23 protein-coding genes and 1 tRNA gene are annotated in these 23,037 nt (G+C 63.3%); 10 read left to right on the top strand and 14 right to left on the bottom strand.

Annotation, left to right across the window (positions count from 1 at the left end; translation table 11 throughout):
• From dacB to mgrA, 4 genes are read right to left on the bottom strand one after another with little or no spacing between them, the layout of a single operon-like run.
• A complete protein-coding gene (gene dacB / locus EU803_RS11165) occupies positions 1-1,479 on the bottom strand; it encodes a D-alanyl-D-alanine carboxypeptidase/D-alanyl-D-alanine-endopeptidase (protein ID WP_129682826.1) in 1,479 nt (492 codons plus the stop codon).
• A gap of 42 nt (positions 1,480-1,521) precedes the next feature.
• Positions 1,522-2,118 carry a nicotinate-nucleotide adenylyltransferase gene (locus EU803_RS11160; protein ID WP_129682824.1) on the bottom strand — a complete coding sequence of 199 codons (597 nt, stop codon included), beginning with the start codon at positions 2,116-2,118 and terminating at the stop codon, positions 1,522-1,524.
• A 28-nt stretch (positions 2,119-2,146) separates the two neighbouring features.
• A complete protein-coding gene (locus EU803_RS11155) occupies positions 2,147-2,965 on the bottom strand; it encodes a PD40 domain-containing protein (protein ID WP_129682822.1) in 819 nt (272 codons plus the stop codon).
• A complete protein-coding gene (gene mgrA, locus EU803_RS11150; RefSeq protein WP_129682820.1) occupies positions 2,962-3,996 on the bottom strand; it encodes an L-glyceraldehyde 3-phosphate reductase in 1,035 nt (344 codons plus the stop codon). The genes EU803_RS11155 and mgrA overlap by 4 nt, the downstream gene beginning before the upstream one ends.
• A 145-nt stretch (positions 3,997-4,141) precedes the next feature.
• On the opposite strand from mgrA, the gene ettA reads away from it, so the two are divergent.
• Positions 4,142-5,797, top strand: coding sequence for an energy-dependent translational throttle protein EttA (gene ettA, locus EU803_RS11145; protein WP_129682818.1), 1,656 nt, complete (start codon positions 4,142-4,144; stop codon positions 5,795-5,797).
• A 62-nt stretch (positions 5,798-5,859) separates the two neighbouring features.
• On the top strand, positions 5,860-6,036 hold the full coding sequence (locus EU803_RS11140; RefSeq protein WP_165352824.1) for a hypothetical protein: 177 nt from the start codon (positions 5,860-5,862) through the stop codon (positions 6,034-6,036).
• Here EU803_RS11140 and EU803_RS11135 read toward each other — a convergent pair.
• From EU803_RS11135 to EU803_RS11120, 4 genes are read right to left on the bottom strand one after another with little or no spacing between them, the layout of a single operon-like run.
• The gene (locus tag EU803_RS11135) at positions 6,033-6,416 is read right to left on the bottom strand and encodes an acyl-CoA thioesterase (RefSeq protein WP_129682813.1); all 384 of its coding nucleotides are present in this window, start codon (positions 6,414-6,416) and stop codon (positions 6,033-6,035) included. The genes EU803_RS11140 and EU803_RS11135 overlap by 4 nt on opposite strands.
• A 45-nt stretch (positions 6,417-6,461) precedes the next feature.
• On the bottom strand, positions 6,462-7,055 hold the full coding sequence (locus EU803_RS11130) for a gamma-glutamylcyclotransferase family protein (protein WP_129682811.1): 594 nt from the start codon (positions 7,053-7,055) through the stop codon (positions 6,462-6,464).
• Positions 7,052-9,580, bottom strand: coding sequence for an FtsX-like permease family protein (locus EU803_RS11125; RefSeq protein ID WP_129682809.1), 2,529 nt, complete (start codon positions 9,578-9,580; stop codon positions 7,052-7,054). Before EU803_RS11125 ends, EU803_RS11130 begins: the two co-directional genes overlap by 4 nt.
• Positions 9,577-10,272, bottom strand: a complete 696-nt coding sequence (locus EU803_RS11120; protein ID WP_129682807.1) for an ATP-binding cassette domain-containing protein — start codon at positions 10,270-10,272, stop codon at positions 9,577-9,579. The genes EU803_RS11125 and EU803_RS11120 overlap by 4 nt, the downstream gene beginning before the upstream one ends.
• Between EU803_RS11120 and EU803_RS11115 the strand changes: the two genes are divergently transcribed.
• Positions 10,271-10,963, top strand: a complete 693-nt coding sequence (locus tag EU803_RS11115; RefSeq protein ID WP_129682805.1) for an arylesterase — start codon at positions 10,271-10,273, stop codon at positions 10,961-10,963. The two genes, EU803_RS11120 and EU803_RS11115, sit on opposite strands and share 2 nt — an antisense overlap.
• Here EU803_RS11115 and EU803_RS11110 read toward each other — a convergent pair.
• A complete protein-coding gene (locus EU803_RS11110; RefSeq protein WP_165352823.1) occupies positions 10,957-11,487 on the bottom strand; it encodes a DUF4329 domain-containing protein in 531 nt (176 codons plus the stop codon). The two genes, EU803_RS11115 and EU803_RS11110, sit on opposite strands and share 7 nt — an antisense overlap.
• 47 nt (positions 11,488-11,534) lie before the next feature.
• On the bottom strand, positions 11,535-11,741 hold the full coding sequence (locus EU803_RS11105) for a cold-shock protein (RefSeq protein ID WP_129682801.1): 207 nt from the start codon (positions 11,739-11,741) through the stop codon (positions 11,535-11,537).
• A 300-nt stretch (positions 11,742-12,041) separates the two neighbouring features.
• Here EU803_RS11105 and EU803_RS11100 point away from each other — a divergent pair, with 300 nt between their 5' ends.
• Both EU803_RS11100 and trxC read left to right on the top strand, forming a co-directional pair.
• A complete protein-coding gene (locus tag EU803_RS11100) occupies positions 12,042-12,980 on the top strand; it encodes a methyltransferase domain-containing protein (protein ID WP_129682799.1) in 939 nt (312 codons plus the stop codon).
• A gap of 61 nt (positions 12,981-13,041) precedes the next feature.
• The gene (gene trxC / locus EU803_RS11095) at positions 13,042-13,467 is read left to right on the top strand and encodes a thioredoxin TrxC (protein ID WP_129682797.1); all 426 of its coding nucleotides are present in this window, start codon (positions 13,042-13,044) and stop codon (positions 13,465-13,467) included.
• Positions 13,468-13,527: 60 nt separating this feature from the next.
• Here the strand turns inward: trxC and EU803_RS11090 are convergent, their stop codons facing one another.
• Positions 13,528-13,734, bottom strand: coding sequence for a cold-shock protein (locus EU803_RS11090; RefSeq protein WP_129682795.1), 207 nt, complete (start codon positions 13,732-13,734; stop codon positions 13,528-13,530).
• A 193-nt stretch (positions 13,735-13,927) separates the two neighbouring features.
• Positions 13,928-14,593 carry an SDR family NAD(P)-dependent oxidoreductase gene (locus EU803_RS11085; protein WP_129682793.1) on the bottom strand — a complete coding sequence of 222 codons (666 nt, stop codon included), beginning with the start codon at positions 14,591-14,593 and terminating at the stop codon, positions 13,928-13,930.
• A 74-nt stretch (positions 14,594-14,667) separates the two neighbouring features.
• Between EU803_RS11085 and EU803_RS11080 the strand changes: the two genes are divergently transcribed.
• Together EU803_RS11080 and EU803_RS11075 are read left to right on the top strand one after the other, a co-directional pair.
• Complete coding sequence (locus EU803_RS11080) at positions 14,668-15,462, top strand: glutathione S-transferase family protein (RefSeq protein WP_129682791.1); 795 nt, start codon at positions 14,668-14,670, stop codon at positions 15,460-15,462.
• A 206-nt stretch (positions 15,463-15,668) separates the two neighbouring features.
• Positions 15,669-17,228: a 2-isopropylmalate synthase gene (locus EU803_RS11075; RefSeq protein WP_129682789.1), complete on the top strand. Its 1,560-nt coding sequence runs from the start codon at positions 15,669-15,671 to the stop codon at positions 17,226-17,228.
• Between the two features lie 54 nt (positions 17,229-17,282).
• On the opposite strand, the gene EU803_RS11070 is transcribed toward EU803_RS11075, so the two are convergent.
• The gene (locus tag EU803_RS11070) at positions 17,283-18,086 is read right to left on the bottom strand and encodes an ABC transporter permease (protein ID WP_242494349.1); all 804 of its coding nucleotides are present in this window, start codon (positions 18,084-18,086) and stop codon (positions 17,283-17,285) included.
• Between the two features lie 179 nt (positions 18,087-18,265).
• On the opposite strand from EU803_RS11070, the gene EU803_RS11065 reads away from it, so the two are divergent.
• The 3 genes from EU803_RS11065 (at position 18,266) to EU803_RS11055 (ending at position 22,748) form a co-directional block, all read left to right on the top strand.
• Entirely contained in the window at positions 18,266-20,650 is a 2,385-nt protein-coding gene (locus tag EU803_RS11065) for a sulfotransferase (protein WP_129682787.1), read from the top strand.
• 66 nt (positions 20,651-20,716) lie between these two features.
• Entirely contained in the window at positions 20,717-22,081 is a 1,365-nt protein-coding gene (locus EU803_RS11060; protein WP_242494348.1) for a capsule biosynthesis protein, read from the top strand.
• 10 nt (positions 22,082-22,091) lie between these two features.
• Positions 22,092-22,748 (top strand): ABC transporter ATP-binding protein, encoded by a 657-nt coding sequence (locus tag EU803_RS11055; protein WP_129682783.1) that lies wholly within the window; start codon positions 22,092-22,094, stop codon positions 22,746-22,748.
• 167 nt (positions 22,749-22,915) lie between these two features.
• Here EU803_RS11055 and EU803_RS11050 read toward each other — a convergent pair.
• Positions 22,916-22,992: transfer RNA gene (locus tag EU803_RS11050), tRNA-Met, on the bottom strand.
• Positions 22,993-23,037 lie beyond the last annotated feature (45 nt).

Genomic DNA, 23,037 nt, shown 5'->3' with positions numbered 1-23,037 from the left:
TCAAACTGTCCCCCAGCGCAGCAGGAGCGCCTGTTGCAAATCGCGGGCTTTGCGGTTCCAGGTGCGAACACCTGCCGGAACCTCGTCACCCGATTGTTTCGACGCCGCGCGCCGATCCAGATCGGCGGCGAAAATGGCAAAAGCCCGGTCCCCGCCGCCCTCTGTCCGGATATAGCCCGCAAGGGTCGACACGAAATTCAGCGTGCCGGTCTTGGCCACAACCTGCACCGGATGGTTCGGGATTGCGCGGTTTTCGGCATCTCGGATCGGGATATCCTTGAGAAGCGGGCGCAGCCTGCCCGCGACTTCGGGCCGGGACAGGAAGCGGACCATGCCACTTGCGGTGATCCGGCTGGCATCGCCAAGGCCAGAGTGATCGACCATCCGCGCTGCGACGCCCTTGTCCGACAGAAGCCAGCGGTTCATCTCGGCCGCCGAGGACCGGATCGATCGCGCCATGCCGGTGCGGGATTGGGTTGTTGTCAGGCCCAGAACCTCGGCCGTCAGGTTGACCGAGTATTTCAGCATATCCTGCGCGATCTCAGTCAGCGGCCCGCTGGTCAGGGTGGCAAGGACCGTCCCGCCCGGAATGGCCGAGGCGCGTTCCGGGGCCGACAGGGTTATCCCATGGCTTCGGGCAAAGGTGCGGAAGACATCACCCGCATAGAGTTCTGGGTGCCGCACCGGAAGCCATCTGGCCCCGCCATTGCCCAGCGCGCCGCGCGCAACGGTCCAGCGGTCTTCGGTCCCGCCGTCTTCATAGGTATAGACAGGCAGATCCCGGTTGCTGACTTCCATCCGGGCCATGTGGACATCGGGGCGATACTTTTCGCTGCGGGCGTCCATCGTCACCCGATAGTCGCCCCCGTTCCGCGCCCATTCAAAATGAACCCGGTTGAAATTCAGGTTCAGCCCGGACAGCGCCGGGTTATAGCCCAGATGCTCCATCTGATCGGGGTCGATCAGCGGCTGGTAGGGCAAGGCCCCGTTCCAGACAAGAAACTTGCCCCGCACTTCGCGCAGCCCCGCCGCCTTGGTCCGGGCGGCGGCGTCGGCAAGATGATCGGTCAGCAGGGTCGGGTCACCACCGCCCACCAAAATCAAATTACCATCCAAAATACCATCTGAAATGGTTCCATCGGCAATTACCCGTGTAATGAACCGATGATCCGCCCCAAGATGTTCCAATGCGTATTGCGCGCTGAACGTCTTGCCCACGCTTGCAGGGGGCAATGGCCGGGCGCTGTTGTGCAAGTCGAATGCCGCCCCGGTTTCAAGGTCCGCAACCGCGACCCCAACCACCCCGCCAAGACCTGCGCGGGCGACGACCTCGTCGATGGCGTCCCGGACAACCGGCGCGGGCGCACCCGGCCGCGCCACCGGGCGCAGCGACCGCAGTGGCGGCTCGGCCAGGGCCGCGGTCGCAAGCGCAGAGGCCATCCCGCCAAGGGCGGCCCGACGGGTGAGGGTCGTCTTCATAAGCGCAGTCTAGGCAGGCGGCCCCAAGAACCGCAAGCGGGCTTAGCCCCAATCGCCCCGGTCACGGATCGCGGTCGAGCTTTCGGGGGTCATGGGCATGTTCAGGAAGGTCCATGCGGGGGCGTCCGCCCGGCCCAGTTGCGCGGCGGCCTGCCCGTGCAGTCGGGCATCGCGGTAGATCCGCGCCGCTTTGGACATCCGGGCCGCGATCCTGTCACCGGGCCGGGCAAGGACACCGACCGGCACCCGGTGCATGATCTCTTCCCAATCCTGCCAGCGGTGGAACTGGGCCAGATTGTCCGCCCCCATCAACCAGACGAAGCGGACGCCAGGATAGATCGCCTGCAACCGCGCCAGCGTTTCGGCGGTGTATCGGGTGCCGATCCGCGCCTCGATATCTGTGACGGTGACGCGGGGGTGGTCCATGACCTTACGCGCCGCAGCCAAGCGCGCGGCAAGCGGTGCGGGCCCGCGCGATTTGAGCGGGTTTCCCGGGCTGACCAGCCACCAGACCCGGTCCAGCCCGAACCGTTTCAACGCTTCGCGGGTGATATGGGCATGGCCTGCGTGGGCCGGGTCAAACGACCCGCCCAGAAGTCCGATCACCTGACCTGGCCGCGCCACTGGAAAACCCTGCATTCCCTGCCCCTACTGGTTTCGGTCCAGCCTATAGCCTGTATCGGACAAAGGCGAAACGATCGGATTGCGGCGACCAGCAGGGGACATTGATGCTGCCCTGCCCGCCGGTGAAGCGGAAAAGCTCGCGGCCCGGCCCACCGTTGGCGGGCATCAGGCACAGGGCGACGTCCAGATTGGCCGGGTGTCCTTTCGTCCCGTCCGGATAGGCCAGCCACAAAAGGTGCCGCCCGTCCGGGGACGGATGCGGGAACCAGTCAACCGTCGGGCCGTCGGTCATCCGCTCCAGCCCGGTGCCATCGGGATGCACGCGCCACAGGTCCACCTGCCCGTCCCGTTCCCCGTTGAACCAGATCCAGTTGCCATCCGGTGTGTAGTCCGGCCCATCGACATGGTCGAAGCCACCGACCAAAAGCCGTTCATCCGACCCGTCGACCGCGCAGGTATAGGGCAGGATCGGCCCCCCGTCCCGCGCCGCCACATAGGCCAACCGCGCCCCGTCGGGCGACCAGCCGTGCCACCAGCTTGGGACCTGTTCCGTCACGCGGGCGGGCGTGCCGCCCCCGATGGGCAGGGTATAGATGCAACTGCCCTTGGTCGCGCTGCTGTCGGAAATCACAAGGGTCCGGCCATCAGGTGAAATGCCATGGTCGTTGTTGCAACGCGCCGCCGCGCCGGTGTCGATCGGCTCCAGCGCGGGGGCGTGAAGCGGCACCCGAAAGAGCCGCCCGCCGCCATTGACGATCAGGTATCCTTCCGGGTGCCAATTCGGTGCCTCGATATGCCCGTCATGCGCCAGCAGGACGCTTGCGCCCTTGGTCAGGTCAAACAGGCAAAGTTCCGAAATCATTCGTCGATTTCGGCGGACTGCGCCCAAAGGTTGACCTTTTCCTCATCGGCGTATTCGTCGATCAGGGCCAGTTCCTCGGCCGTGAAGTCAAGGTTTCCGACCGCGCCGGCGCAATCCACCACCTGGCTGGGCTTTGATGCGCCGATCAGAGCGCTGGTGATCCCGCCTTCGCGCAGAACCCAGGCAATGGCCATCTGGGCAAGGGTCTGGCCGCGCGCTTCCGCGATCTCGTTCAGCTTGTTCAGGTTGGCGACCGCCCGGTCCGAGATCATCGTCGGATCAAGGCTCTTGCCCTGCGTCGCACGGCTGCCGTCGGGGATCCCGCCAAGATATTTCCGGGTGAGCATCCCCTGGGCCAGCGGCGTAAAGGCGATGGACCCGACGCCCAGTTCCGTCAGCGTGTCCTTCAGCCCATCCCGTTCGACCCAGCGGTTCAGCATGTTGTAGCTGGGCTGATGGATCAGACAGGGCGTGCCAAGGTCGTTCAGGATCGCAACCGCCTCGCGCGTGCGTTCGCTGTTGTAGCTGGAAATCCCGACATACAACGCCCGGCCCGACCGGACGATGTAATCCAGCGCGCCCATTGTTTCCTCAAGCGGGGTGTCGGGATCAAACCGGTGGGAATAGAAGATATCGACGTAATCCAGCCCCATCCGCTTCAGCGACTGGTCGCAGGAGGCGATCAGGTATTTCCGGCTGCCCCATTCCCCATAGGGGCCGTCCCACATTTCGTATCCGGCCTTGGACGAGATGATCAACTCGTCCCGGTAGGGTTTCAGATCTTCCGCCATAATCGACCCGAATGCATGTTCGGCGGACCCCGGCGGCGGGCCGTAGTTGTTGGCAAGGTCGAAATGGGTGATCCCATGGTCAAATGCCGTCAGGCAGATATCGCGTTTGACCTGATGGGGGGTGTCGTGTCCAAAATTGTGCCACAGGCCCAGCGACACGGCGGGCAGTTTCAGGCCAGAGTTGCCACACCGGCGATAGACCATACGGTCATAGCGGTTTTCGGCAGCGGTATAGGGCATCGGGATCCTCCTTGGTTTGGGGACATCTAGACACCTGTTAGCGGCAACAGTCAAACCGCGCGGCCGGACCGGCAACCGATTGCCCCCGCCCCCCTTGATCGCTATCTAGGGCCAAACCGAAATTCCCTGACGGAGCCGCATTCCAATGGCCAGCTACCAGTACGTTTACTTCATGGACGGAGTGTCCAAAGCCTATCCGGGCGGCAAGAAGGTGTTCGAAAACATCCGCCTCAACTTTCTGCCCGGGGTGAAGATCGGCGTCGTCGGCGTCAACGGCGCCGGGAAATCGACCCTGTTGAAGATCATGGCCGGGATGGACAAGGATTTCACCGGCGAGGCATGGGCAGCCGAGGGCGCCAAAGTTGGCTACCTGCCGCAGGAACCGCACCTGGACGAGAGCCTGAACGTCCGCGACAACGTCATGCTGGGTGTGGCCGCTAAAAAGGCCAAGCTGGACCGCTACAACGAACTGGCGATGAACTACAGCGACGAAACCGCCGACGAGATGGCCCAGTTGCAGGACCAGATCGACGCGGAAAACCTGTGGGATCTCGACAGCCAGATCGACATCGCGATGGAGGCCCTGCGCTGCCCGCCGGACGATGCCAATGTCGCCACCCTTTCGGGCGGGGAGCGGCGCCGGGTCGCCCTGTGCAAGCTGCTTCTCGAAGCGCCCGACATGCTGCTTCTCGACGAACCGACCAACCACCTTGACGCGGAAACCATCGCCTGGCTGCAGCAGCACCTGATCGACTACAAGGGCACGATCCTGATCGTGACCCACGACCGTTACTTCCTTGATGACATCACCGGCTGGATTCTCGAACTCGACCGGGGCCGGGGCATCCCCTACGAAGGCAACTATTCCGCCTGGCTGGAGCAGAAAGCCAAGCGGCTGGAACAGGAAGCGCGCGAAGACAAGTCCAAGCAGAAGACGCTGGAACGCGAATTGGAATGGATGCGCGCCGGGGCCAAGGCCCGTCAGGCCAAGCAGAAGGCCCGGATCAACGCCTATAACGAACTGGCCAGCCAGTCCGAGCGGGAAAAGATCACCCGCGCCCAGATCGTCATTCCGAACGGCCAGCGGCTGGGCGGCAAGGTGATCGAGGTCGCAGGACTGAAGAAGGCGATGGGCGACAAGCTTCTGATCGAAGACCTGTCGTTCGACCTACCGCCGGGTGGGATCGTCGGTGTGATCGGCCCCAACGGCGCCGGGAAATCGACCCTGTTCCGGATGCTGACCGGGCAGGAACAACCTGATGAAGGCACGATCACGCTGGGCGAAACCGTGCAGCTGTCCTATGTGGACCAGTCGCGCGATGCGCTTGATCCCAACGCGACCGTCTGGGAGGAAATCTCGGGAGGGGCCGAACTGATCAAGCTGGGCGATGCCGAGGTCAACAGCCGCGCCTATTGCGGGTCGTTCAACTTCAAGGGCGGCGATCAGCAGAAAAAAGTGGGCCTGCTGTCGGGCGGGGAACGCAACCGCGTGCACATGGCCAAGCTGCTGAAAGAAGGCGGCAACGTGCTGCTGCTTGACGAACCGACCAACGATCTGGACGTGGAAACGCTGCGGGCGCTGGAAGACGCGCTGGTGGATTTCGCGGGCTGCGCCGTGGTCATTTCGCACGACCGTTTCTTCCTTGACCGGATCTGCACCCACATCCTCGCCTTCGAGGGCGAGGCCCATGTGGAATGGTTCCAGGGCGATTTCACCGCCTATGAGGAAGACAAGAAACGGCGGCTGGGACCGGACGCGCTGGAACCGAAGCGGATCAAGTACAAGAAATTCACGCGCTGATCGGATCGATCATTCGGGAACGAGGGGCGGCCAGTGGCCGCCCTTTTTCTTTTGACGTCGTGTTGGCCCGCGCGTCGCCTGCCCGTGGGATGGCGATGCACCGGGCGGACGGGGTGCTTTATCGTGGCATCCCGAAAAAGATCCGGGGTCTGAACTTCCCCAACCAGATCGCCAGCCCGCCGGAACGGGCAGGCGATGCGCGGGCGGCCTTCGGCCTTGTTTCCGCGCTTTGCGACTAACCTTCTACCGGCCTCGGCCGCCCGCCATCATCGATCGCGACGAAGGTGAAGGTGCCTTCGGTCACCTTTTCCTCTTCGAACCCGGCAAGGTGACGCAGCGCCCAGGCCTCAATATGGATGCCCATCGACGTGCGACCGACCCGTTCGACCGTGGCATAGACCGACAGAACATCGCCCACCCGCACGGGCCGGATGAACTGCATCGCGTCCACGGCGACAGTGGCGACCCGGCCCTTGGCCCGTTCGCGCGCGACGATCCCGGCGGCGATGTCCATCTGCGACATGACCCAACCGCCGAAGATATCGCCGTTCACGTTCACATCATTGGGCCGCGCGGGCACTTTCAGGACGGGCGGGGCCTTGGGCGGTGTGTCGGACATGGGCGGGCCTTTCGGGCGGGATTCCTTGCCCGCAGGATCGGCGGTTCAGTCGGCGGGGGCAAGGGGGCTGTCGTCGGGCTCCACAACCCGCGCCCCGATCTGCCGCAGCCAATCATCGACCAGCGCGACCTCGGCGGGCGTCAGCCGTTGGTGCCGGGGATAGCGCGGCGCGGCGCGGTCCATCAGGATCGGTGCATCCCAGCCGTGGGTGGTTTCAAAGAACCGTTCAACCGCCGCCTGCCCCAGCGTGTGCAGAAACCCCTGCACCACAACGTCCAGATAGGACAGGTAGACCGGATGGGTCAGGGTCGGGGCGGCAAGGTGCCCCTCTTCCACCTGATAGACCGCGGTTTCCCCCCGGGCCCCGTCATGGTCGACCAGATGGGACACGTCGTGCCGGGCATAGGCCCGTTCGCGCAGGTCCAGCGCCGCCCAATCCGCCCCAGGAACGGCGGCGATCACCCCGTCGATCACCGTCGTGTCGCAGGGTTCGACCGACAGGAATGCCGCGGGCCGCAGCGAGGTATGCCGCCACACCCGCCGCCAGCCGCGCAGCCGCGCGGGCCGGGCGTCGGGGTAGTCATGGGTTGCGAGGTTCACAAGCGACCCATAGCCGAAGAATCGTGGGTGTCCGTTCATTCCCGCGCCCTTAGCACCTGTGCCGGTTTCGCGCCAAGGGATCTCAGAGCAAACCCCAGCCCCGCCAGCATCGTGGCAAGGATGCCGCCCACAACGATCCAGAGCGCGTTGCCCCAGATCACCGTGAAATCGCTTTCCATGATAAAGGTCATCACCGCCCAGCCCCCGGCGATCCCGGCAAAGAGCGCCACTGCACCCGCCGCCGCGCCCAATAGGGCCGCCCGCAGGGCAAAGGACGACAGGATCCGCGCCCGTGTGGCGCCAAGGGTTTTCAGAACCGCCGCCTCGTAGGTGCGGGCCTGTTCGCCCGCGGCCGCCGCGCCGATCAGCACAAGGAACCCGGTGACCAGCGTGGCCAGCGCCCCATATCGGACCCCGGCGGCGATCCCCTGCACCAGTTCCATCACCTGCCCGATGGCATCGCGGATGCGGATCGCGGTGATGTTGGGATAGGCCCCGGCAAGGTCACGCAGGATCGCCGCCTCTGCCTCGGGTTCGGAATAGACGGTGGCGATCCAGCTGTGTGGCGCGCCCTGCAGCGCACCGGGGTTCATCAGCATGACAAACCCGATCCCCATGGTCTCGAAATTCACCTCGCGGAAGCTGCTGATCGTTGCGGTGATGTCGCGGCCAAGGATATTGACGGTAATGGTGTCGCCGATGCTCAGGCCGATTTCTGCCGCTTCTTCGGCTGAGAAGCTGACCAGCGGCGGGCCGTCATAATCGCGCGGCCACCAGTTTCCTTCGGTCACGGTGGTGTCTTCGGGAATCCCGGCGGAATAGGTCACGCCCCGGTCACCCCGGATCACCCAATGGCCGCCCGCGACCTCCTCGGCCGGTTGGCCGTTGATCCGGGTGATGATGCCGCGCAGCATCGGGGCCGCGTCCACATCGCTGACCGCCGGGTCATCGGCAAGCCGTGCCTTGAACCCGTCGATCTGGTCGGGCTGGATGTCGACGAAGAAATACGACGGCGCGACGGCGGGCAATTCATCGGCAAAGGCGTTACGCAGGTTGCCGTCAATCTGCCCGACCGAGGCAAGCACCGCCAGTCCCAACCCCAGCGACAGAACGACCGAGGTCGTTTCACCGCCCCGTGCCCCGATCGCGCCCAGCGCCAGCCGCAGCGCGGGCCGTCCCCGGGCTGCCCGCCCGCTGCGCCGCGCCACGATGCGGGCCAGAACGGCGGTAAAGGCCAGTACCAGTAGCGCGCCCGCGATCCCGCCCGCCGTCCAGAGCGTCAGGAAGGCCGTGCCCGACAACCAGACAGCCGCCCCCAGCAAGACCGCCAGCAGCAAGACCGTGAGCCAGACCCAACGCCAGCGCGGCAGGGTCCGCCCCGCCGCCACCGCATCGCGGAACAGGGTCGCGGCGCGAATGTCCTCGGTCCGGGCCAGCGGCCAAAGGGTGAAGATCGCCGCCGCCATCACCCCATAAAACGCAGCCTCGATCAGCGGGCCGGGGTAAAGGGCGAATTCGGCGGGGACAGGCAGTTGCGCAAGGATCAGGGGCGCGAACAGGAGCGGCAGTCCGGCCCCGAGGATCAGGCCCAGCGCGACGCCGAGGATTGTCAAAACCCCGATCTGGATCGCGTAGGTCTGAAAGATCACGGACCGGGTCGCGCCAAGCGTCTTTAGCGTGGCGATGGTTTCGGTCTTGCGCGACAGGTAGGCGCGGACGGCGGCAGAAACCCCGACCCCGCCCACGGCCAACCCCGATAACCCCACGAGGATCAGGAAGGCCCCGATCCGGTCGACGAACCGTTCGGTCCCGCCCGCGCCCCGGCGGCTGTCGCGCCAGCGCATCCCGTCATCGCGGAATCGGTCTTCGGCCTGCTGTTCCAGCGCGGCAAGATCCGTGCCAACGGGTAGGTCGAGCCGGTAGTCGGTGGAGAACAGCGTTCCTTCGGCGATCAGCCCCGAATTCGCAAGGTCACGCGTCAGGACCAACGTGCGTGGGCCCAGCCCGAAACCCGCCGAGGCGTTATCGGGGTAGCGGTCCAGGATCGCCGAGAGGACAAAAGTCTGGTTGCCCAGCTTGAACTGGTCCCCGGGGGCAAGGCCCAACCGGTCGGCCAGAACCCGCTCCATCGTGCCGCCGGGCAGCCCGTCCGCCCCGGCAAATGCGGCGGCAAGGTCCATCGGCGGGTCCAGCCGCACAGCCCCCACCAAGGGATAGGCGTCATCCACCGCGCGCACCTGTGTCAGCGCCCGTTCCGGTCCACTGTCGCGGTCGACGACGACCATCGACCGGAAATCGACGGTCTCGGACAGCCGGTCCGAAATGTTCTCAAGAAAGGCGCGTTCCTCGTCGCGGGCGAAACGGTAGGTAAAATTCGCTTCGGCATCGCCCCCCAAAAGCGCCGCGCCTTCGGTCTGAAGCCCGGTGGTGATGGCGGTGCGGACGCTGCCCACGGCGGCAATCGCCGCAACGCCCAGCGCCAGACAGGCAAGAAAGATGCGAAACCCGCGCAACCCGCCGCGCAATTCGCGCCGGGCCAGCCGGGCCGACAGGCGCAGGGTCATTCGGCGGCCCTCGCCTGATCCTGGGTATCGATCCGCCCGTCGCGCAGCCGGATCACCCGGTCACAGCGCCGGGCCAGTTCGTTTGAATGGGTCACCATCACCAGCGACGCGCCGTGCCGGTCGCGCAGCCCGAACAACAGGTCGACAATCGCCTGTCCGTTCGCCTCGTCCAGATTGCCGGTGGGTTCATCTGCCAAAAGGATACGCGGGCGCGGTGCCGCAGCGCGGGCCAGCGCCACACGCTGCTGTTCGCCGCCCGACATCTGGCTTGGGTAATGGTCGGCCCGGTTGGCCAGCCCCACCGCCGCCAGTTCCGCCGCGGCCCGGTCAAACGCATCCGTGACTCCGGCCAGTTCCAGCGGCGTCGCCACGTTTTCCAGCGCGGTCATGGTGGGGATCAGGTGGAAAGACTGGAACACCACCCCCATATTATCCCTGCGAAACCGGGCAAGCTGGTCTTCGGACATGGTTGTGAGGTCATGGCCCAGCGCCCGCACCGATCCGCCGGTGGCCTGTTCCAGCCCGCCCATCAGCATGAGGAGCGATGATTTGCCCGACCCGCTTGGCCCGATCAGACCGAGGCTTTCCCCTTCCTTCACCTCTAGCGAAATGCCATGCAGGATTTCGACCGGACCGGCGTTGCCCTTCAGGGTCAGCGCGGCATCGGTCAGGGAAAGGATGGGGTCAGACATGAAACGGGCCTTCAAAAATGTGGTCTCTCTTGGATATGGGGCGGCGCGCGGCCTGCGCAAGTTTCCATTTCTGCTCATCCCCCTTGCCGCCGCCGCACAGGCCGAGGATCTGACCATCGCTGCGCTTGGGGACAGTCTGACCCAAGGCTATGGCCTGCCGGTTAACGAAGGCTTCGTGCCGCAGATGCAGGCCTGGCTGGATGCGCAGGGGGCGGGGATCACGCTGATCAACGCGGGCGTGTCGGGCGACACGACGGCGGGCGGGTTGGCACGCGTCGGCTGGACCCTGACGCCGGATGTGGATGGGATGATCGTGGCGCTGGGGGGCAATGATTTTCTGCGTGGCGTCGCGCCTGAAGTCAGCCGCGCCAATCTGGACGGCATTCTACAGGCGGCCGAGGCGGCGGGCGTCAGTGTCATGCTGGTCGGCCTTGAGGTGTCGAACAACTATGGCCCCGACTACAAAGCGGCCTTTGACGGGATGTATCCGGATCTTGCCGCCCAATATGGTGCAACCTTCTACCCGACCTTTTTCGAAGGGCTGCTGACCGAAGGCGACATGGCCGAGGCGCGCGCCGCCTATCTTCAGCCCGACGGGCTGCACCCGAACGCCGAAGGGGTCGTGCAAATCGTGGCCCATATGGGACCGGTCCTGCTGGAATTTGCCGAAGGGCTGCGCGCCGGTCAGTAGGCTTCGCTTTTCAGGATGGCCCGGTAGGTATAGCTTTGCTTGATCGCGCCCTCCGGGCCGGGCACGAAATTCGGGTCCATCGGCAGGCAGCCGATGCCGCAGACCTGAAAGGCGATCATTTCCGAACTGTCGATATACCACAGCCGCCCGCCGGGCGTGGCGACCCAGCCGTCGATCCCGTCTTCTTCGTCGGTTTCCATGTCGATGGACGACGGGACTTCGGAATCGTAGTCGGGGCTGTAGGTGGAATGAGTGTGGAACGAGGCGATCACCTCCATCCCCGCGGGCCAATTGGGAAGATAGCAGGCGGCTTCTTCGCCCTCCATGATCCGGGTGATGTCCAATTCGCCGGCGCGGTTATAGCCGACGTAGCCGCACAATTCCTTGTTCAAGGCAAAGGACCGTTCCTGAATGCGGGAGAACACCTTGGTGACAAAGGCGATCTCTTCCTCGATCGGAAGGGTCTGGGCGGCTGCGGGCGTGGCCAGCAAGGCGGCCGCAATCAGGGGGGCAAAACGAAACATGGGCCCGAGTTTCCCCGGACCCATGCCCCAGATCAAGTCTTTCGCGATCAGGCGAGAGAAATGTTCACCGCCGACTCGCGGCCGTCACGGCCGGCTTCGATGTCGAAGGTCACTTTCTGGTTGTCAGCCAGGCCTTCCAGGCCCGAACGCTGAACGGCAGAGATGTGCACGAACACGTCTTTGCTGCCGCCCTCGGGGGCGATGAAGCCATAGCCTTTGGTGGTGTTGAACCATTTCACGGTGCCGTTAGCCATCCGTAGTCTCCTTAGTTTAACCGCTCGCACGATGCAGCGGGTCGGCTCGTCAGTCGCTGATCGAAGAACTGAGGCCGTTGGTCGGAGACAGGGTCGATAGTGGTAACGTCGCGGGAAACGATATGGGGCGAGATCAGATTCGTATCAAGGGGTTTGTCACAACTTGACAGAGAACGGGGCGAGCGCCATATGCGCTCAAACCCCTTGTGAGCCTCGCGAAACGCGCCATGCGCCTGCCCCTGTCCTAGACAACCGACTGTCCCGACCGTCACTGTCTTTTGCCCTTTTTGCAGGCCCCTCATGTCCCCCATTCCGAATGGATCGTCCGGCGATCTGAATGCTGACCGGCGGCTAATGTTCGCCGATGCTCTTCTTGCCGAAGGCGACCCGGCAGCCGCTGCCGCGCTGATGTCCGAAACCCTTCCCGACTTCCCGGACTGGGTGGCGGGCTGGATGCGTCTGGGCGAAATGGCCGAAGCGGCAGGCGATGTGCCACAGGCCATTGCCGCCTATGAAACCGCCCTGCGCCTTGACCCGGCGGACCTGCATGGTGCCGGGCTGCGCCGCGACCTGCTGCGCCCCGTGCCAGTGGCAGAACAGATGCCCCCCGCCTTTGTAGAGGCGCTGTTCGATCAATATGCCCCCGGCTTTGACCGGTCTCTGGTCGACGGTCTGGCCTATTCCGGGCCCGAGCAGCTCGCCGCCTGCCTGCCCGGCCCCTATGTCCGGGCGCTGGACCTTGGCTGCGGCACCGGGTTGATGGGAGCGGCGATCCGGGACCGCTGCACCTGGCTGGAAGGGTGGGATATCTCAACCGGGATGCTGGAACAGGCGCGGGCCAAAGCGATCTATGACCGGCTGGACAAACAGGACATCGGGGCGCTGACCCCGGTACAACCGCAATTCGATCTGATCGTGGCCGCTGACGTGTTCATCTATATCGGCGCGCTTGAACGGATCATGGGCTGGGTTGCGGCGGCCCTGGCGCCGGGCGGAACCTTTGCCTTTACCGTAGAGGCGACAGAGGACCCCGGATTTGTCCTGCGCCCGTCCCGCCGATACGCTCATGGTCAGGCCTACCTGTCTGATCTTCTGGCGACCGCCGGGTTTGTCGGGATGACACTGGACCGGCGCGTTCTGCGCAAGGATCGGGGCGAGGATGTCGAGGCCCTGATCGTGACCGCGAAGGCCCCGGCCCTGCGCCGCGACACCACCGGCGAAGAGGCCGAATTCGCCTGAAGCCTTGAACGGTCATTCGTGAATTCATATCTTGTTTTCAAGATATGTTATGGAGGCCGGGATGGCTGGATTGAAGATGACCTGTTTCGATTGCGGGCAGGTGAACCGGGTGCCAGACGACAAGCTGTCGGCAGGGCCAAAATGCGCGGCCTGTGGTGCAAAACTGATCACCGACAAGGCGGTCGAGATCGACTTGCCGACCCTGCAAAAGGCCGCCAAGACCGACGATGTGCCATTGGTCGTGGATTTTTGGGCTCCGTGGTGTGGCCCCTGCCGGATGATGGCGCCAGAGTTTTCAAAGGCCGCGGCGACCCTGAAGGGCAAGGCCCGGCTGGTGAAACTGAACACCGAGGCCGACCAGAAGGCGGGCATGGTCTATGGCATTCGCGGCATTCCGACAATGGTCAAATTCAAGGGCGGGCGCGAGGTGAACCGGCAATCGGGCGCGGTTCCGGCACAGGCCATCGTGTCGTTTTCGCAGGGATAACGAAAAAGGGCGGCCCATTGGCCGCCCTTTTCAATCTCTCCGTTCCCTTTCGGGAAAGGCTTAGGCCAGCGCCAGGTTGATCGCGCTTTCGCGGCCGTCACGGCCGGACTCGATGTCGAAGGTAACCTTCGCGCCATCGGCCAGACCGGTCATGCCGGAACGCTCAACAGCGGAGATGTGCACGAACACGTCCTTGCTGCCGCCTTCGGGCTCGATGAAGCCGAAACCTTTGGTGGAGTTGAACCATTTCACGGTGCCATTAGCCATCGTGTGTCTTCCTTATATGTTTGCCACCCGCGGAAGTGCGGTAGCCCGGCTTGGTCAGTCTCAGATCGAAGAACTGTAAGCCGATGAAGGAAGACAGGGTCGAGATAGAATAACGGTTGCAGGGCGCGTATGGGGCACCGGCACCGATATAGCAAGACAATTCGACAGGGCCCCGGGAACCGGCGATGTTCCGCTACCAGTCGACCGGCGCCCCGGCATAGTCAAAGAACCCCCCGGTCTGGTCCGGCGAAAGTGCGTCCAACACCGCCACAAGGTTGGCCGCAGCGGTGTCCGCGGTCACGGTCTTGTGCCGCCCGGCGTAGTGGGCGGTGAACGGGGTGGCGACTGTGCCGGGGTGCAGTGCGACGCAGACCGATTGCCGATGCGTGCGCCGCAGTTCGATGGAGGCGCCGCGGATGATCTGGTTCAACGCCGCCTTAGACGCCCGGTAGCTGTGCCAACCGCCGATCCGGTTGTCCCCGATGGACCCGACCCGCGCCGACAGGACACCCACCCGACAGGGCCGGTCCTTGGGCAACAGGCGCGGAAGGGCCTTGAGAAGAAGCGCCGGACCGATGGCGTTGACCGCGAAGACCTGTGCCATCTGATCAGCATCAATTGCCGAGAGCGATTTTTCCGGGCTTGCCTCTGCGGTGGTCAGCACTCCGGTCGCCACGAAGACTGTATCAAACACCCCCGAAAGCGTGCCCATCGCCGCGTCAATCGAGGGTGGGTTGCGCAGGTCCAGCCCGTGTTCGCTGCGGGACAGGCCCAGCACCTCTGCCCCCTGCCCGCGCAAATGCTGGCACAGTGCGGCGCCGATGCCGCCGCTTGATCCGATGACAAGCGCGCGTTTCATGGCGGAGGAGCTAGCAGCCTTCGCGCCCAGATCAAGCCTTGGCAAACCGGCCACCGAAAGTGCAAACTTGTCCCATGCAAAAGCCGATCATCTACCACATCCCCGTTTGCCCCTTTTCCCAAAGGATTGAAATTCTTCTCGAACTCAAGGGCCTGCGCGATGCCGTCGATTTCGATGTCGTCGACATCACCAAACCGCGCGAAGACTGGCTTTTGCAGAAAAGTCGGGGAACGACGGCCCTGCCTATTCTGGAGACAGAGGACGGCAAGATCCTGAAGGAAAGCCTTGTCATCCTGCGCTACATCGAAGAACGGTTTCCCGATCCCGCCGTTGCCCGGTCCGATCCCTATGAGCGGGCGGTGGAACGGTTCTTCATCACCGGCGAAGGTCCGTTTGGCATGGCTGGCTATGTGATGGTGATGAACCGCGACCGCGCAAAGACGGAAGAAAAGCGCGAGGCGCTTCTGGCCCGCTATCGCTGGATGAATGATCAGCTGATGCAGCATAACCCCGATGGCCTATGGTTGTTCGACCGGTTCGGGCTTGCCGAATGTGTCTATACCTCGCTGATGATGCGGTTCTGGTTCCTTGACTATTACGAGGGGTTCGACCTGCCCAAGGGACCTGAATACGACCGTGTCGCGCGTTGGCGCGATGCCTGCCTTGCCCATCCCGCAGCGCAGCAGGTCAGCTTCGACGAGATCGTGAAACTGTATTACGACTATGCGGTCGGGGCCGGGAACGGGGCCCTGCCCGAAGGCCGCAGCCGGTCCAGTTTCGTCTTTGATCCCGACTGGCGCGGACGCCCGATGCCACCGAAGGACAAATACGACAGGATCGCCACGGACGCGGAACTCGGCCTCGTCTGACACTTTTGGTCTTTTCCTCGGGAAAACTTGTCGTATAGTCCGGCCCCATGACCAAGGACGCCCATATCCCCACTTCGGCCCGTGACGGGCTGCGTCTGCTGGAGCTGCTTCTTAGCCGCCTCTGAGCGTGCCATTCGGCGCGACCGCTCAGAGGGGACAATCGCGCCGGACTACACCCAAGGCTAAGAAACAACAGGAATACCGACATGACCGACAAGAACCGTGTGTTGATTTTCGACACGACGCTTCGCGATGGGGAACAATCCCCCGGCGCGACCATGACCCATCAGGAAAAGCTCGACATCGCCGAGATGCTGGACGACATGGGCGTGGATATCATCGAAGCGGGCTTTCCCATCGCTTCAGAAGGCGATTTTCGCGCCGTTTCCGAAATCGCGGAGCGGTCGAAGCAATCGACCATCTGTGGTCTGGCCCGTGCTAACCTGAAGGATATCGACCGCTGCTGGGAAGCGGTGCGCTACGCGAAGTCGCCGCGCATCCACACCTTTATCGGCACTTCGCCCCTGCACCGCGCCATTCCGAACCTGACCCAGGACGAAATGGCCGAGAAGATCCATGAAACCGTGACCCACGCCCGCAATCTTTGCGACAATGTGCAATGGTCGCCGATGGATGCCACGCGGACCGAATGGGACTACCTGTGCCGGGTGGTCGAGATTGCGATCAAGGCCGGTGCGACCACGATCAACATTCCCGATACCGTCGGCTATACTGCGCCTGCAGAAAGCGCCGACCTGATCAAGCGGCTGATCGACACCGTGCCCGGCGCGGACGAGATCATTTTCGCCACCCATTGCCACAACGACCTTGGCATGGCGACGGCCAACGCGCTGGCCGCGGTGGCCGGTGGCGCGCGGCAGATCGAATGCACGGTCAACGGCCTTGGCGAACGGGCGGGCAACACCGCATTGGAAGAGGTGGTGATGGCGTTGAAAGTACGCCACGACATCATGCCGTGGCACACGGGCATCGACACCACCAAAATCATGAACGTCAGCCGCAAGGTCGCCACCGCGTCGGGCTTTCCAGTGCAGTTCAACAAGGCGATCGTCGGCAAGAATGCCTTTGCGCATGAAAGTGGCATCCATCAGGACGGGATGCTGAAGAACCGCGAAAACTTTGAGATTATGCGGCCCGAGGATATCGGCCTGTCGGGCACCTCTTTGCCCTTGGGCAAGCATTCCGGCCGCGCCGCGCTGCGCGACAAGCTTCAGCACCTCGGGTTCGAGGTGGGCGACAACCAGTTGAAGGACATCTTTGTCCGGTTCAAGGAACTCGCCGACCGCAAGAAAGAAGTGTTCGACGACGACATCATCGCGCTGGTCCGGGTTGGTGAGGATGCCGAGAACGACGCGCTGAAGCTCGTGTCGATGCGGGTTGTCTGCGGCACCGGCGGCCCAGCGGAATCCACCGTCGAGATGGAGATCGACGGCAAGGATGTGTCGGCCACCGCGCATGGCGACGGGCCTGTCGATGCCACCTTCAAAGCGATCCGCGTCCTGCACCCCAACAGCGCCCATCTGGAACTGTATCAGGTGCACGCCGTGACCGCAGGCACCGACGCGCAGGCCACCGTTTCGGTCCGGCTGGAAGAGGACGGCAACATTGCAACCGGCCAGTCCGCGGATACGGATACGGTCGTCGCCTCGGCCAAGGCCTATATCCATGCGCTGAACCGGCTTTTGGTGCGGCGGGGCAAGACCGGCGAGGACCACAAGGAAATCAGCTATCGCGATCTGGCCTAGGCGGGATCAGCGACAAACAACGCGGAAGGCGGCCACTTGGCCGCCTTTTCGTTTTCAAAGCTCCAGAAAGTCCCGGTAGTAGCGGCGCAGGAACAGGACCCCGATCACGGCAAGGATCAATGCGATCCCCACGACGTATCCGGGCGAAATATAGTCCGGCCGGTAAGAGTAGTAGAACCCGGTGCGCGAGAGCGCCATGACATGGACCAGCGGGTTCCATTCCAGCCAAGTGCTGAACGGTTCGGGGAACCGCTCGATCAGGAAGATTACGTTCGACAGGAAGATCAGCGGACGGGTGATCACCGCCCAAAGCGATCGCCAGATCGGGAACCGCGTCATCAGAACCGCGTTCATCAGCCCCACCCCCAGACCAAGAAGCGCCGCGAGAGCGAAGGACAGAAGGATCGGCGGCAGATCAAGGATCGTGCGGGTATCATAGACGTACAAAATGAAGGTCAGGATGATCATGCTGACCAACGCCCGCGTCAGCAGCGTCAGGATCAGCCGCGCAAGGATCGCATCCATAAAGGTGACACGCGGATAGCTGAGCAATTGTCGGGAATAGCTGAGCGATTGGGCGGTTCGGTTGGCGACATCGCTGTAGAGGTAGAAGGGCAAGAACCCGGTCGCCATGAAGATCGCGAAATTGGTGCCAAGCGCGGGGGTCCGAAAACCCGCCGAAAAGATCAGGGCCAATACCATGATCATTGCCGCCGGTTCGATAATCTCCCAGATGTAGCCGCCCCAATGCCGTCCGTAGGTCGATGACATCTCGCGCAGGATCAGGGCCCCGATGGACCGGCCGGTCGCAAGCCGCGGCAGGCGGTGGACGGGTCTGAGAGGTGGGGCATCGGACACGTGGGGATTAACCTGTTGCTAATATCCTGCGGGTCAGCATTTCACCAATGGGGCAGCAACTCAAGAACCCGCCGATGTGCAAAAGCAGGGGAACTTGACCCGCTGCATTCCCCGTGACACCAGCAATCAACAAGATGAGTTAGCCTTTGCAGCGCTGCAAACGGAGTTGAAACAAGGATATGGCCTCTACCAAGCCCGACATCCTTCCGCAGATGGTGACGACGCCGGTCAAGGGTGCGTTGCGGGCAATCGTGCTTTGGCTGGATTGCCCCACCGCGATTGGTCCGCAGCCGGACACCGCTGCCCTGCCCGAGGCGATCGCAAGCGGCGGAAATCTTGCGGTCCTGACCGCGACGGTCATGGGGCCGGGGCTGGACACCATGATATCCGAAGCACTTGCCGCGCTGGACCGGGCCCGGCAGCAAGCACGCGAATCCGGTGCCCGTCTTTACCTCATGGCGGCCTCTGTCGGGGCGGTCGTCCTGTTGGAGACCTTGCGGCGATCGCCCGCTGGCGTGTCTGGTGCCGCGCTGATCAACCCGATCCTTGACACCGGCCCCTTCGGGTTTCGCAACGCAGCTATCACGGACGGCTCCGGGCCATCTGTGTCGCCGATGTCGGCTTGGCAGAACGAGGAACCCGCGTCCCGCAGCTTCAAACTGTTGATCGTTCAGGGGCGCGCAGATCAGGTTGCGCCCGCCAACGCCGCCCGCCGGTTTGCCGAGGGATGGGGGACAGGAAAGATCCGGTTGGTCGAGGTCGCCAACGAAGGGCACCTGTCCCTGATGTCGCCCGGCAACGCTGGCCGGGTCGCGGCACTGGTGCGGGATCTGGCGTTGCGTGCATGGCGCCCCAAGACCACCTACCTGCCGAAGGGCACCAGCCTGCTTTATGGAATCGGGGCTCAGAAGGCCGGGACAAGCTGGCTGTTCGATTACCTGAAAGACCATCCAGACTGTCATGTGCCGGAACTGAAGGAACTGCACTATTTCGACGTGCTGTATGGCGACAAGGAGGAGGCCCACCGCGACCGTCAACTGGACCTGATCCGTGAGACGGTGGCCCGGCTTTCACCGCCATTCGATGCGCAGGACGGTCGGGAGTTGGAAAAGGTCGCGACCTGGGCGCGTCACCTGCGCATCTATGCGGACGGCCCAAGGGTCTTTCGCCGGTACGTGCAATACCTGAGCCACGGCAGGCAGGACGAAAAGCTTCTGACGGACATTACCCCGTCCTACATGACCCTTGATGCGGAAACTTTCCGCACGATGGATCGGGTTGGTCCGGCAAAATTCCTGTTCATCCTGCGCGACCCCGTGGATCGGCTGTGGTCCCAGATACGAATGGACGTGGCGAACGAGGGTGACGGACTGAGCCCGGATGCGTTTGAAGCCGCCTGCGCCGCCCGCGCCACACAGATGTGTGGTACCGGGCAGGTGAGCCGCATCCCTCGCGCCGACTATGACCGCACGCTGCGAGAACTGGAGTGGGCCATTCCGGCGGACCGCATCAAATACGTGTTCCACGAACCGACGTTCAGCCAATCCACCTTGGACGAAATCTGCGATTTTGCCGAGATTGCGCGCAAATCGGTTCCGCCCACCCGCAGTGACCTTCGCGGACGCGATGCAACACTTCCGTCTGAAATCGAGAGTCTGCTGCACGAGGCGCTTGCCCCGCAGTATCGGGCCATGGCCGCGCGGTTCGGGGCCTTGCCGGAAAGCTGGCGACGGGAACCCACGCCACGTCTGTCGCGGCAGATCAACTCTGCCCCCCTGCCCCGCCGCGCCAAGGGTGCCAATGGCCCGACGATTGCGTTCCTGCATATCCCCAAGACAGCCGGCATGTCGGTTATTTCAGAGATCCGCCGGATCGTCGGGGAAAAGGCATCCAGCCCGATCACTTTGCACACCCAGGCAAATCGCGGGCGGCAAATGCCCGAGGGCTACAGGTTCTATGCGGGCCACCTTGACTGGGAGGAGGTCGACAGCCTTCCGAACGACAGGTTTGTCTTTACGGTCTTGCGCGACCCGAAAGAACGCATCGCCTCCTTCTATTTCTATTCCCTACGCGAGGCGCAGAAATGCTCGGCAGAGGAATTGCAAAGTCCAGAGCGCACAAACATGCGCCTGATTTCGACGCTTTCTGCGGATGAGTATTTCTTTGGGGGCACGCCGGAATGGCAAAGGTTCATCCGGGATCAATACGACAATTTCTACTGCACCTACCTTGCGACCCGCAAAATGCGGGCCTCCGCCCGGATGGAAGGGCTTTCAACCGATGAACGTTTGCGCCTGGCACTTCGCAACGTTGACAAGATCGACCGCATCTACATGGTCGATGATCTGGGCCCGCTTGAAGCCGATCTTGGTGCGGTTCTTGGCAGCCCGGTCCGGCTTCGCAAGAACTTCAAGAACGCTGGGCCGAAGGCCGGGCAGACAAGCCGTTGGGCGGAACTGGCCGCGCGGTTTGAAAAGGATGACAGTTTGCGGCGGCTGGAGCAATTCGCGGTTCACGATGATGCCCTTGTGCGGGCGCTCGGGTTCGGGGGCAAGGATGGCTAGCCAGCGCGAAACCGCGCCACTACTATCCCCCGCAAGCCCTAGGCCCAATTGGCAGGAAATTTGCACGTGACATCCACAGCTGAAGATCAACCCAATCCGGGCGAAAAGGCGCAGAACGACCCACGCGCGGCAGAGCGCGTGGCACTTCAGGAAGAGATGGAAGAGCTGAAGCTTGCGCGACTGCGGAGCCGGGTGAAAGGGTTCCGAACAGAGATCGAGCAAGAGCAGGAGGCGATGCAGAAACAGGCCGCGCGCGCCGAAAGCGCGGCCGATGCAGCGCAGGACCCGGCACTTGCAGCGGTGCCGACGGCCCGGTTCCAGCGGCGGCACACCGTCGGCATTGTCGCCTTCGTTGCGATTGTGATCCTCCCCGTCGTTCTGGCCGCTTGGTATCTGACCGAAAGGGCGACGCCCGCCTACACCTCTCAGGTCGGGTTCTCGATCCGGAAAGAGGAGGTCGGATCGGCCTTCGAACTTCTGGGCGGGGTGGCCCAACTGTCCGGGTCGTCCTCCTCTGACACCGACATCCTTTATGACTTCATCCAAAGCTCGGAAATGGTGCGCAAGGTCGATGCACGGGTCGGGCTTACCGACATTTGGGCCAAGGCCTCGCCAGACAGCGACCCTATTTTTGCCTACCACCCTCCCGGGACCATCGAGGATATGACCGCCTATTGGCAGCGGATGGTCGATGTGCATTCCGACAGCGGCACCGGGCTGATCAATGTCGAGGCAAGAGCCTTTGCCCCGGGCGACGCACAGGCGATCGCAACTGCGATCTACGAAGAAAGCAGCCTGATGATCAACCGGCTGTCGGCCATCGCGCGCGAGGACGCGACCCGCTATGCGCGGGACGAGTTGGACCAGTCCGTTGAACGTCTGAAACAGGCGCGCGAGGCCCTGACCCGGTTCCGCAACGAAAACCAGATCGTCGATCCGGCCGCCTCGATCCAGAGTCAGATGGGGTTGCTTTCCTCGCTGAACACGCAGCTGGCAGAGACGATGATCGACATCGACATGCTGTCGGAAAGCACCAACCAGAACGATCCCCGACTGGTGCAGGCCCGGCAGCGCGCCGATATCATCCGAGCCCGGATCGAGGAAGAACGGGGCAAACTGGGGCTGGGGTCCGCCGCGCCGCAAGGGGCGGGCGAACAGGTTTTCGCGGATGTTGTCGGGGAATACGAACGGCTTGCGGTCGAACTTCAGTTCGCGGAACAATCCTATACCGCCGCCCTGGCCACCTATGATGGTTCGGTGTCAGAGGCCCGGCGACAGAGCCGCTATCTCGCCGCTCATGTTGCACCGACCCTGCCCGAAAGCCCAAGCCACCCGCAGGTGGTCGAGACAACCCTGATTGTCGCGCTGTTTGCCTTTCTGATCTGGGCGTTTTCCCTTCTGGTCGGGTATTCGCTGCGCGATCGGCGCTAGGGGCATTGGCGTGATCGTCCTGCGCAATCTGACAAAGGTCTTTCGCCACGGGGGGCGGCGCAAGGTCGTCGCCGACAACATCAACCTGACGATCCCCAGCGGTGTCAGCGTCGGCCTGTTGGGTCGGAACGGTGCCGGAAAGTCCACCCTGATCCGGATGATCGCGGGGCTGACCGCACCGACATCGGGCGAGATCCTGACCGACGGCCAGATCTCTTTTCCCGTCGGCATCTCGGGGGCGATCCATCCGGACATGACCGGGGCACAGAACACGCGGTTCGTTGCGCGGATCTATGGGGTAGAGACCGACGCGCTGGTCCGGTTCGTCGAGGATTTCGCTGAACTGGGGGACCACTTTCACATGCCGGTTCGGACCTATTCGTCTGGCATGCGGGGGCGGCTTGGCTTCGGGATCAACCTGGGCATCCAGTTCGACACCTACCTGATTGACGAGGTCACGGCGACGGGGGACGCGGATTTCGTGGAAAAGAGCCGCAAGCTTTTCAGGGCGCGGACCGAAAAGGCCGGCGCGATCTTCGTCAGCCACTCGATCCCGCAGGTCCGACAGATGTGCGACGCGGGCGCGGTGCTTTCCGGGGGCAAGCTCTACTACTACCCAGACGTTGAAGACGCGATTGCCGCCTACGAGACGCGGGCCCATGGATAAGTTTGCGGTTCTGGCTTGATGGTGGTCTCGTTTTCGGCCGCAGCGACGACGCTGTATCTAATATCCGCCCGCCGCTTTTGCTTCCACAATGCTTCCAGTGCTGTTTATCCAACACAAGAAGCCCCGCGTGATGCGAGGCTTAAGGCTTTGTTATTGTTTGGTATCTTTGGTTGCGGGGGTAGGATTTGAACCTACGACCTTCAGGTTATGAGCCTGACGAGCTACCGGGCTGCTCCACCCCGCGGTGCTTGAGGATTTGATCGATTAGAGAGAGATTTATGATGTTCTT

This window comes from Loktanella sp. IMCC34160, assembly GCF_004145845.1.
GTDB lineage: Bacteria > Pseudomonadota > Alphaproteobacteria > Rhodobacterales > Rhodobacteraceae > SELP01.
The sequence above is the reverse complement of the archived record's forward strand: the minus strand, read 5'-3'. Positions and strand labels throughout refer to the sequence as shown.

Bases quoted from the DNA above. Each gene is read 5' to 3' on its own strand.
- dacB (WP_129682826.1), bottom strand. From the start codon at position 1,479: ATGAAGACGACCCTCACCCGTCGGGCCGCCCTTGGCGGGATGGCCTCT.
- EU803_RS11160 (WP_129682824.1), bottom strand. From the start codon at position 2,118: ATGCAGGGTTTTCCAGTGGCGCGGCCAGGTCAGGTGATCGGACTTCTG.
- EU803_RS11155 (WP_129682822.1), bottom strand. From the start codon at position 2,965: ATGATTTCGGAACTTTGCCTGTTTGACCTGACCAAGGGCGCAAGCGTC.
- mgrA (WP_129682820.1), bottom strand. From the start codon at position 3,996: ATGCCCTATACCGCTGCCGAAAACCGCTATGACCGTATGGTCTATCGC.
- ettA (WP_129682818.1), top strand. From the start codon at position 4,142: ATGGCCAGCTACCAGTACGTTTACTTCATGGACGGAGTGTCCAAAGCC.
- EU803_RS11135 (WP_129682813.1), bottom strand. From the start codon at position 6,416: ATGTCCGACACACCGCCCAAGGCCCCGCCCGTCCTGAAAGTGCCCGCG.
- EU803_RS11130 (WP_129682811.1), bottom strand. From the start codon at position 7,055: ATGAACGGACACCCACGATTCTTCGGCTATGGGTCGCTTGTGAACCTC.
- EU803_RS11125 (WP_129682809.1), bottom strand. From the start codon at position 9,580: ATGACCCTGCGCCTGTCGGCCCGGCTGGCCCGGCGCGAATTGCGCGGC.
- EU803_RS11115 (WP_129682805.1), top strand. From the start codon at position 10,271: ATGAAACGGGCCTTCAAAAATGTGGTCTCTCTTGGATATGGGGCGGCG.
- EU803_RS11120 (WP_129682807.1), bottom strand. From the start codon at position 10,272: ATGTCTGACCCCATCCTTTCCCTGACCGATGCCGCGCTGACCCTGAAG.
- EU803_RS11110 (WP_165352823.1), bottom strand. From the start codon at position 11,487: ATGTTTCGTTTTGCCCCCCTGATTGCGGCCGCCTTGCTGGCCACGCCC.
- EU803_RS11105 (WP_129682801.1), bottom strand. From the start codon at position 11,741: ATGGCTAACGGCACCGTGAAATGGTTCAACACCACCAAAGGCTATGGC.
- EU803_RS11100 (WP_129682799.1), top strand. From the start codon at position 12,042: ATGTCCCCCATTCCGAATGGATCGTCCGGCGATCTGAATGCTGACCGG.
- trxC (WP_129682797.1), top strand. From the start codon at position 13,042: ATGGCTGGATTGAAGATGACCTGTTTCGATTGCGGGCAGGTGAACCGG.
- EU803_RS11090 (WP_129682795.1), bottom strand. From the start codon at position 13,734: ATGGCTAATGGCACCGTGAAATGGTTCAACTCCACCAAAGGTTTCGGC.
- EU803_RS11085 (WP_129682793.1), bottom strand. From the start codon at position 14,593: ATGAAACGCGCGCTTGTCATCGGATCAAGCGGCGGCATCGGCGCCGCA.
- EU803_RS11080 (WP_129682791.1), top strand. From the start codon at position 14,668: ATGCAAAAGCCGATCATCTACCACATCCCCGTTTGCCCCTTTTCCCAA.
- EU803_RS11075 (WP_129682789.1), top strand. From the start codon at position 15,669: ATGACCGACAAGAACCGTGTGTTGATTTTCGACACGACGCTTCGCGAT.
- EU803_RS11065 (WP_129682787.1), top strand. From the start codon at position 18,266: ATGGCCTCTACCAAGCCCGACATCCTTCCGCAGATGGTGACGACGCCG.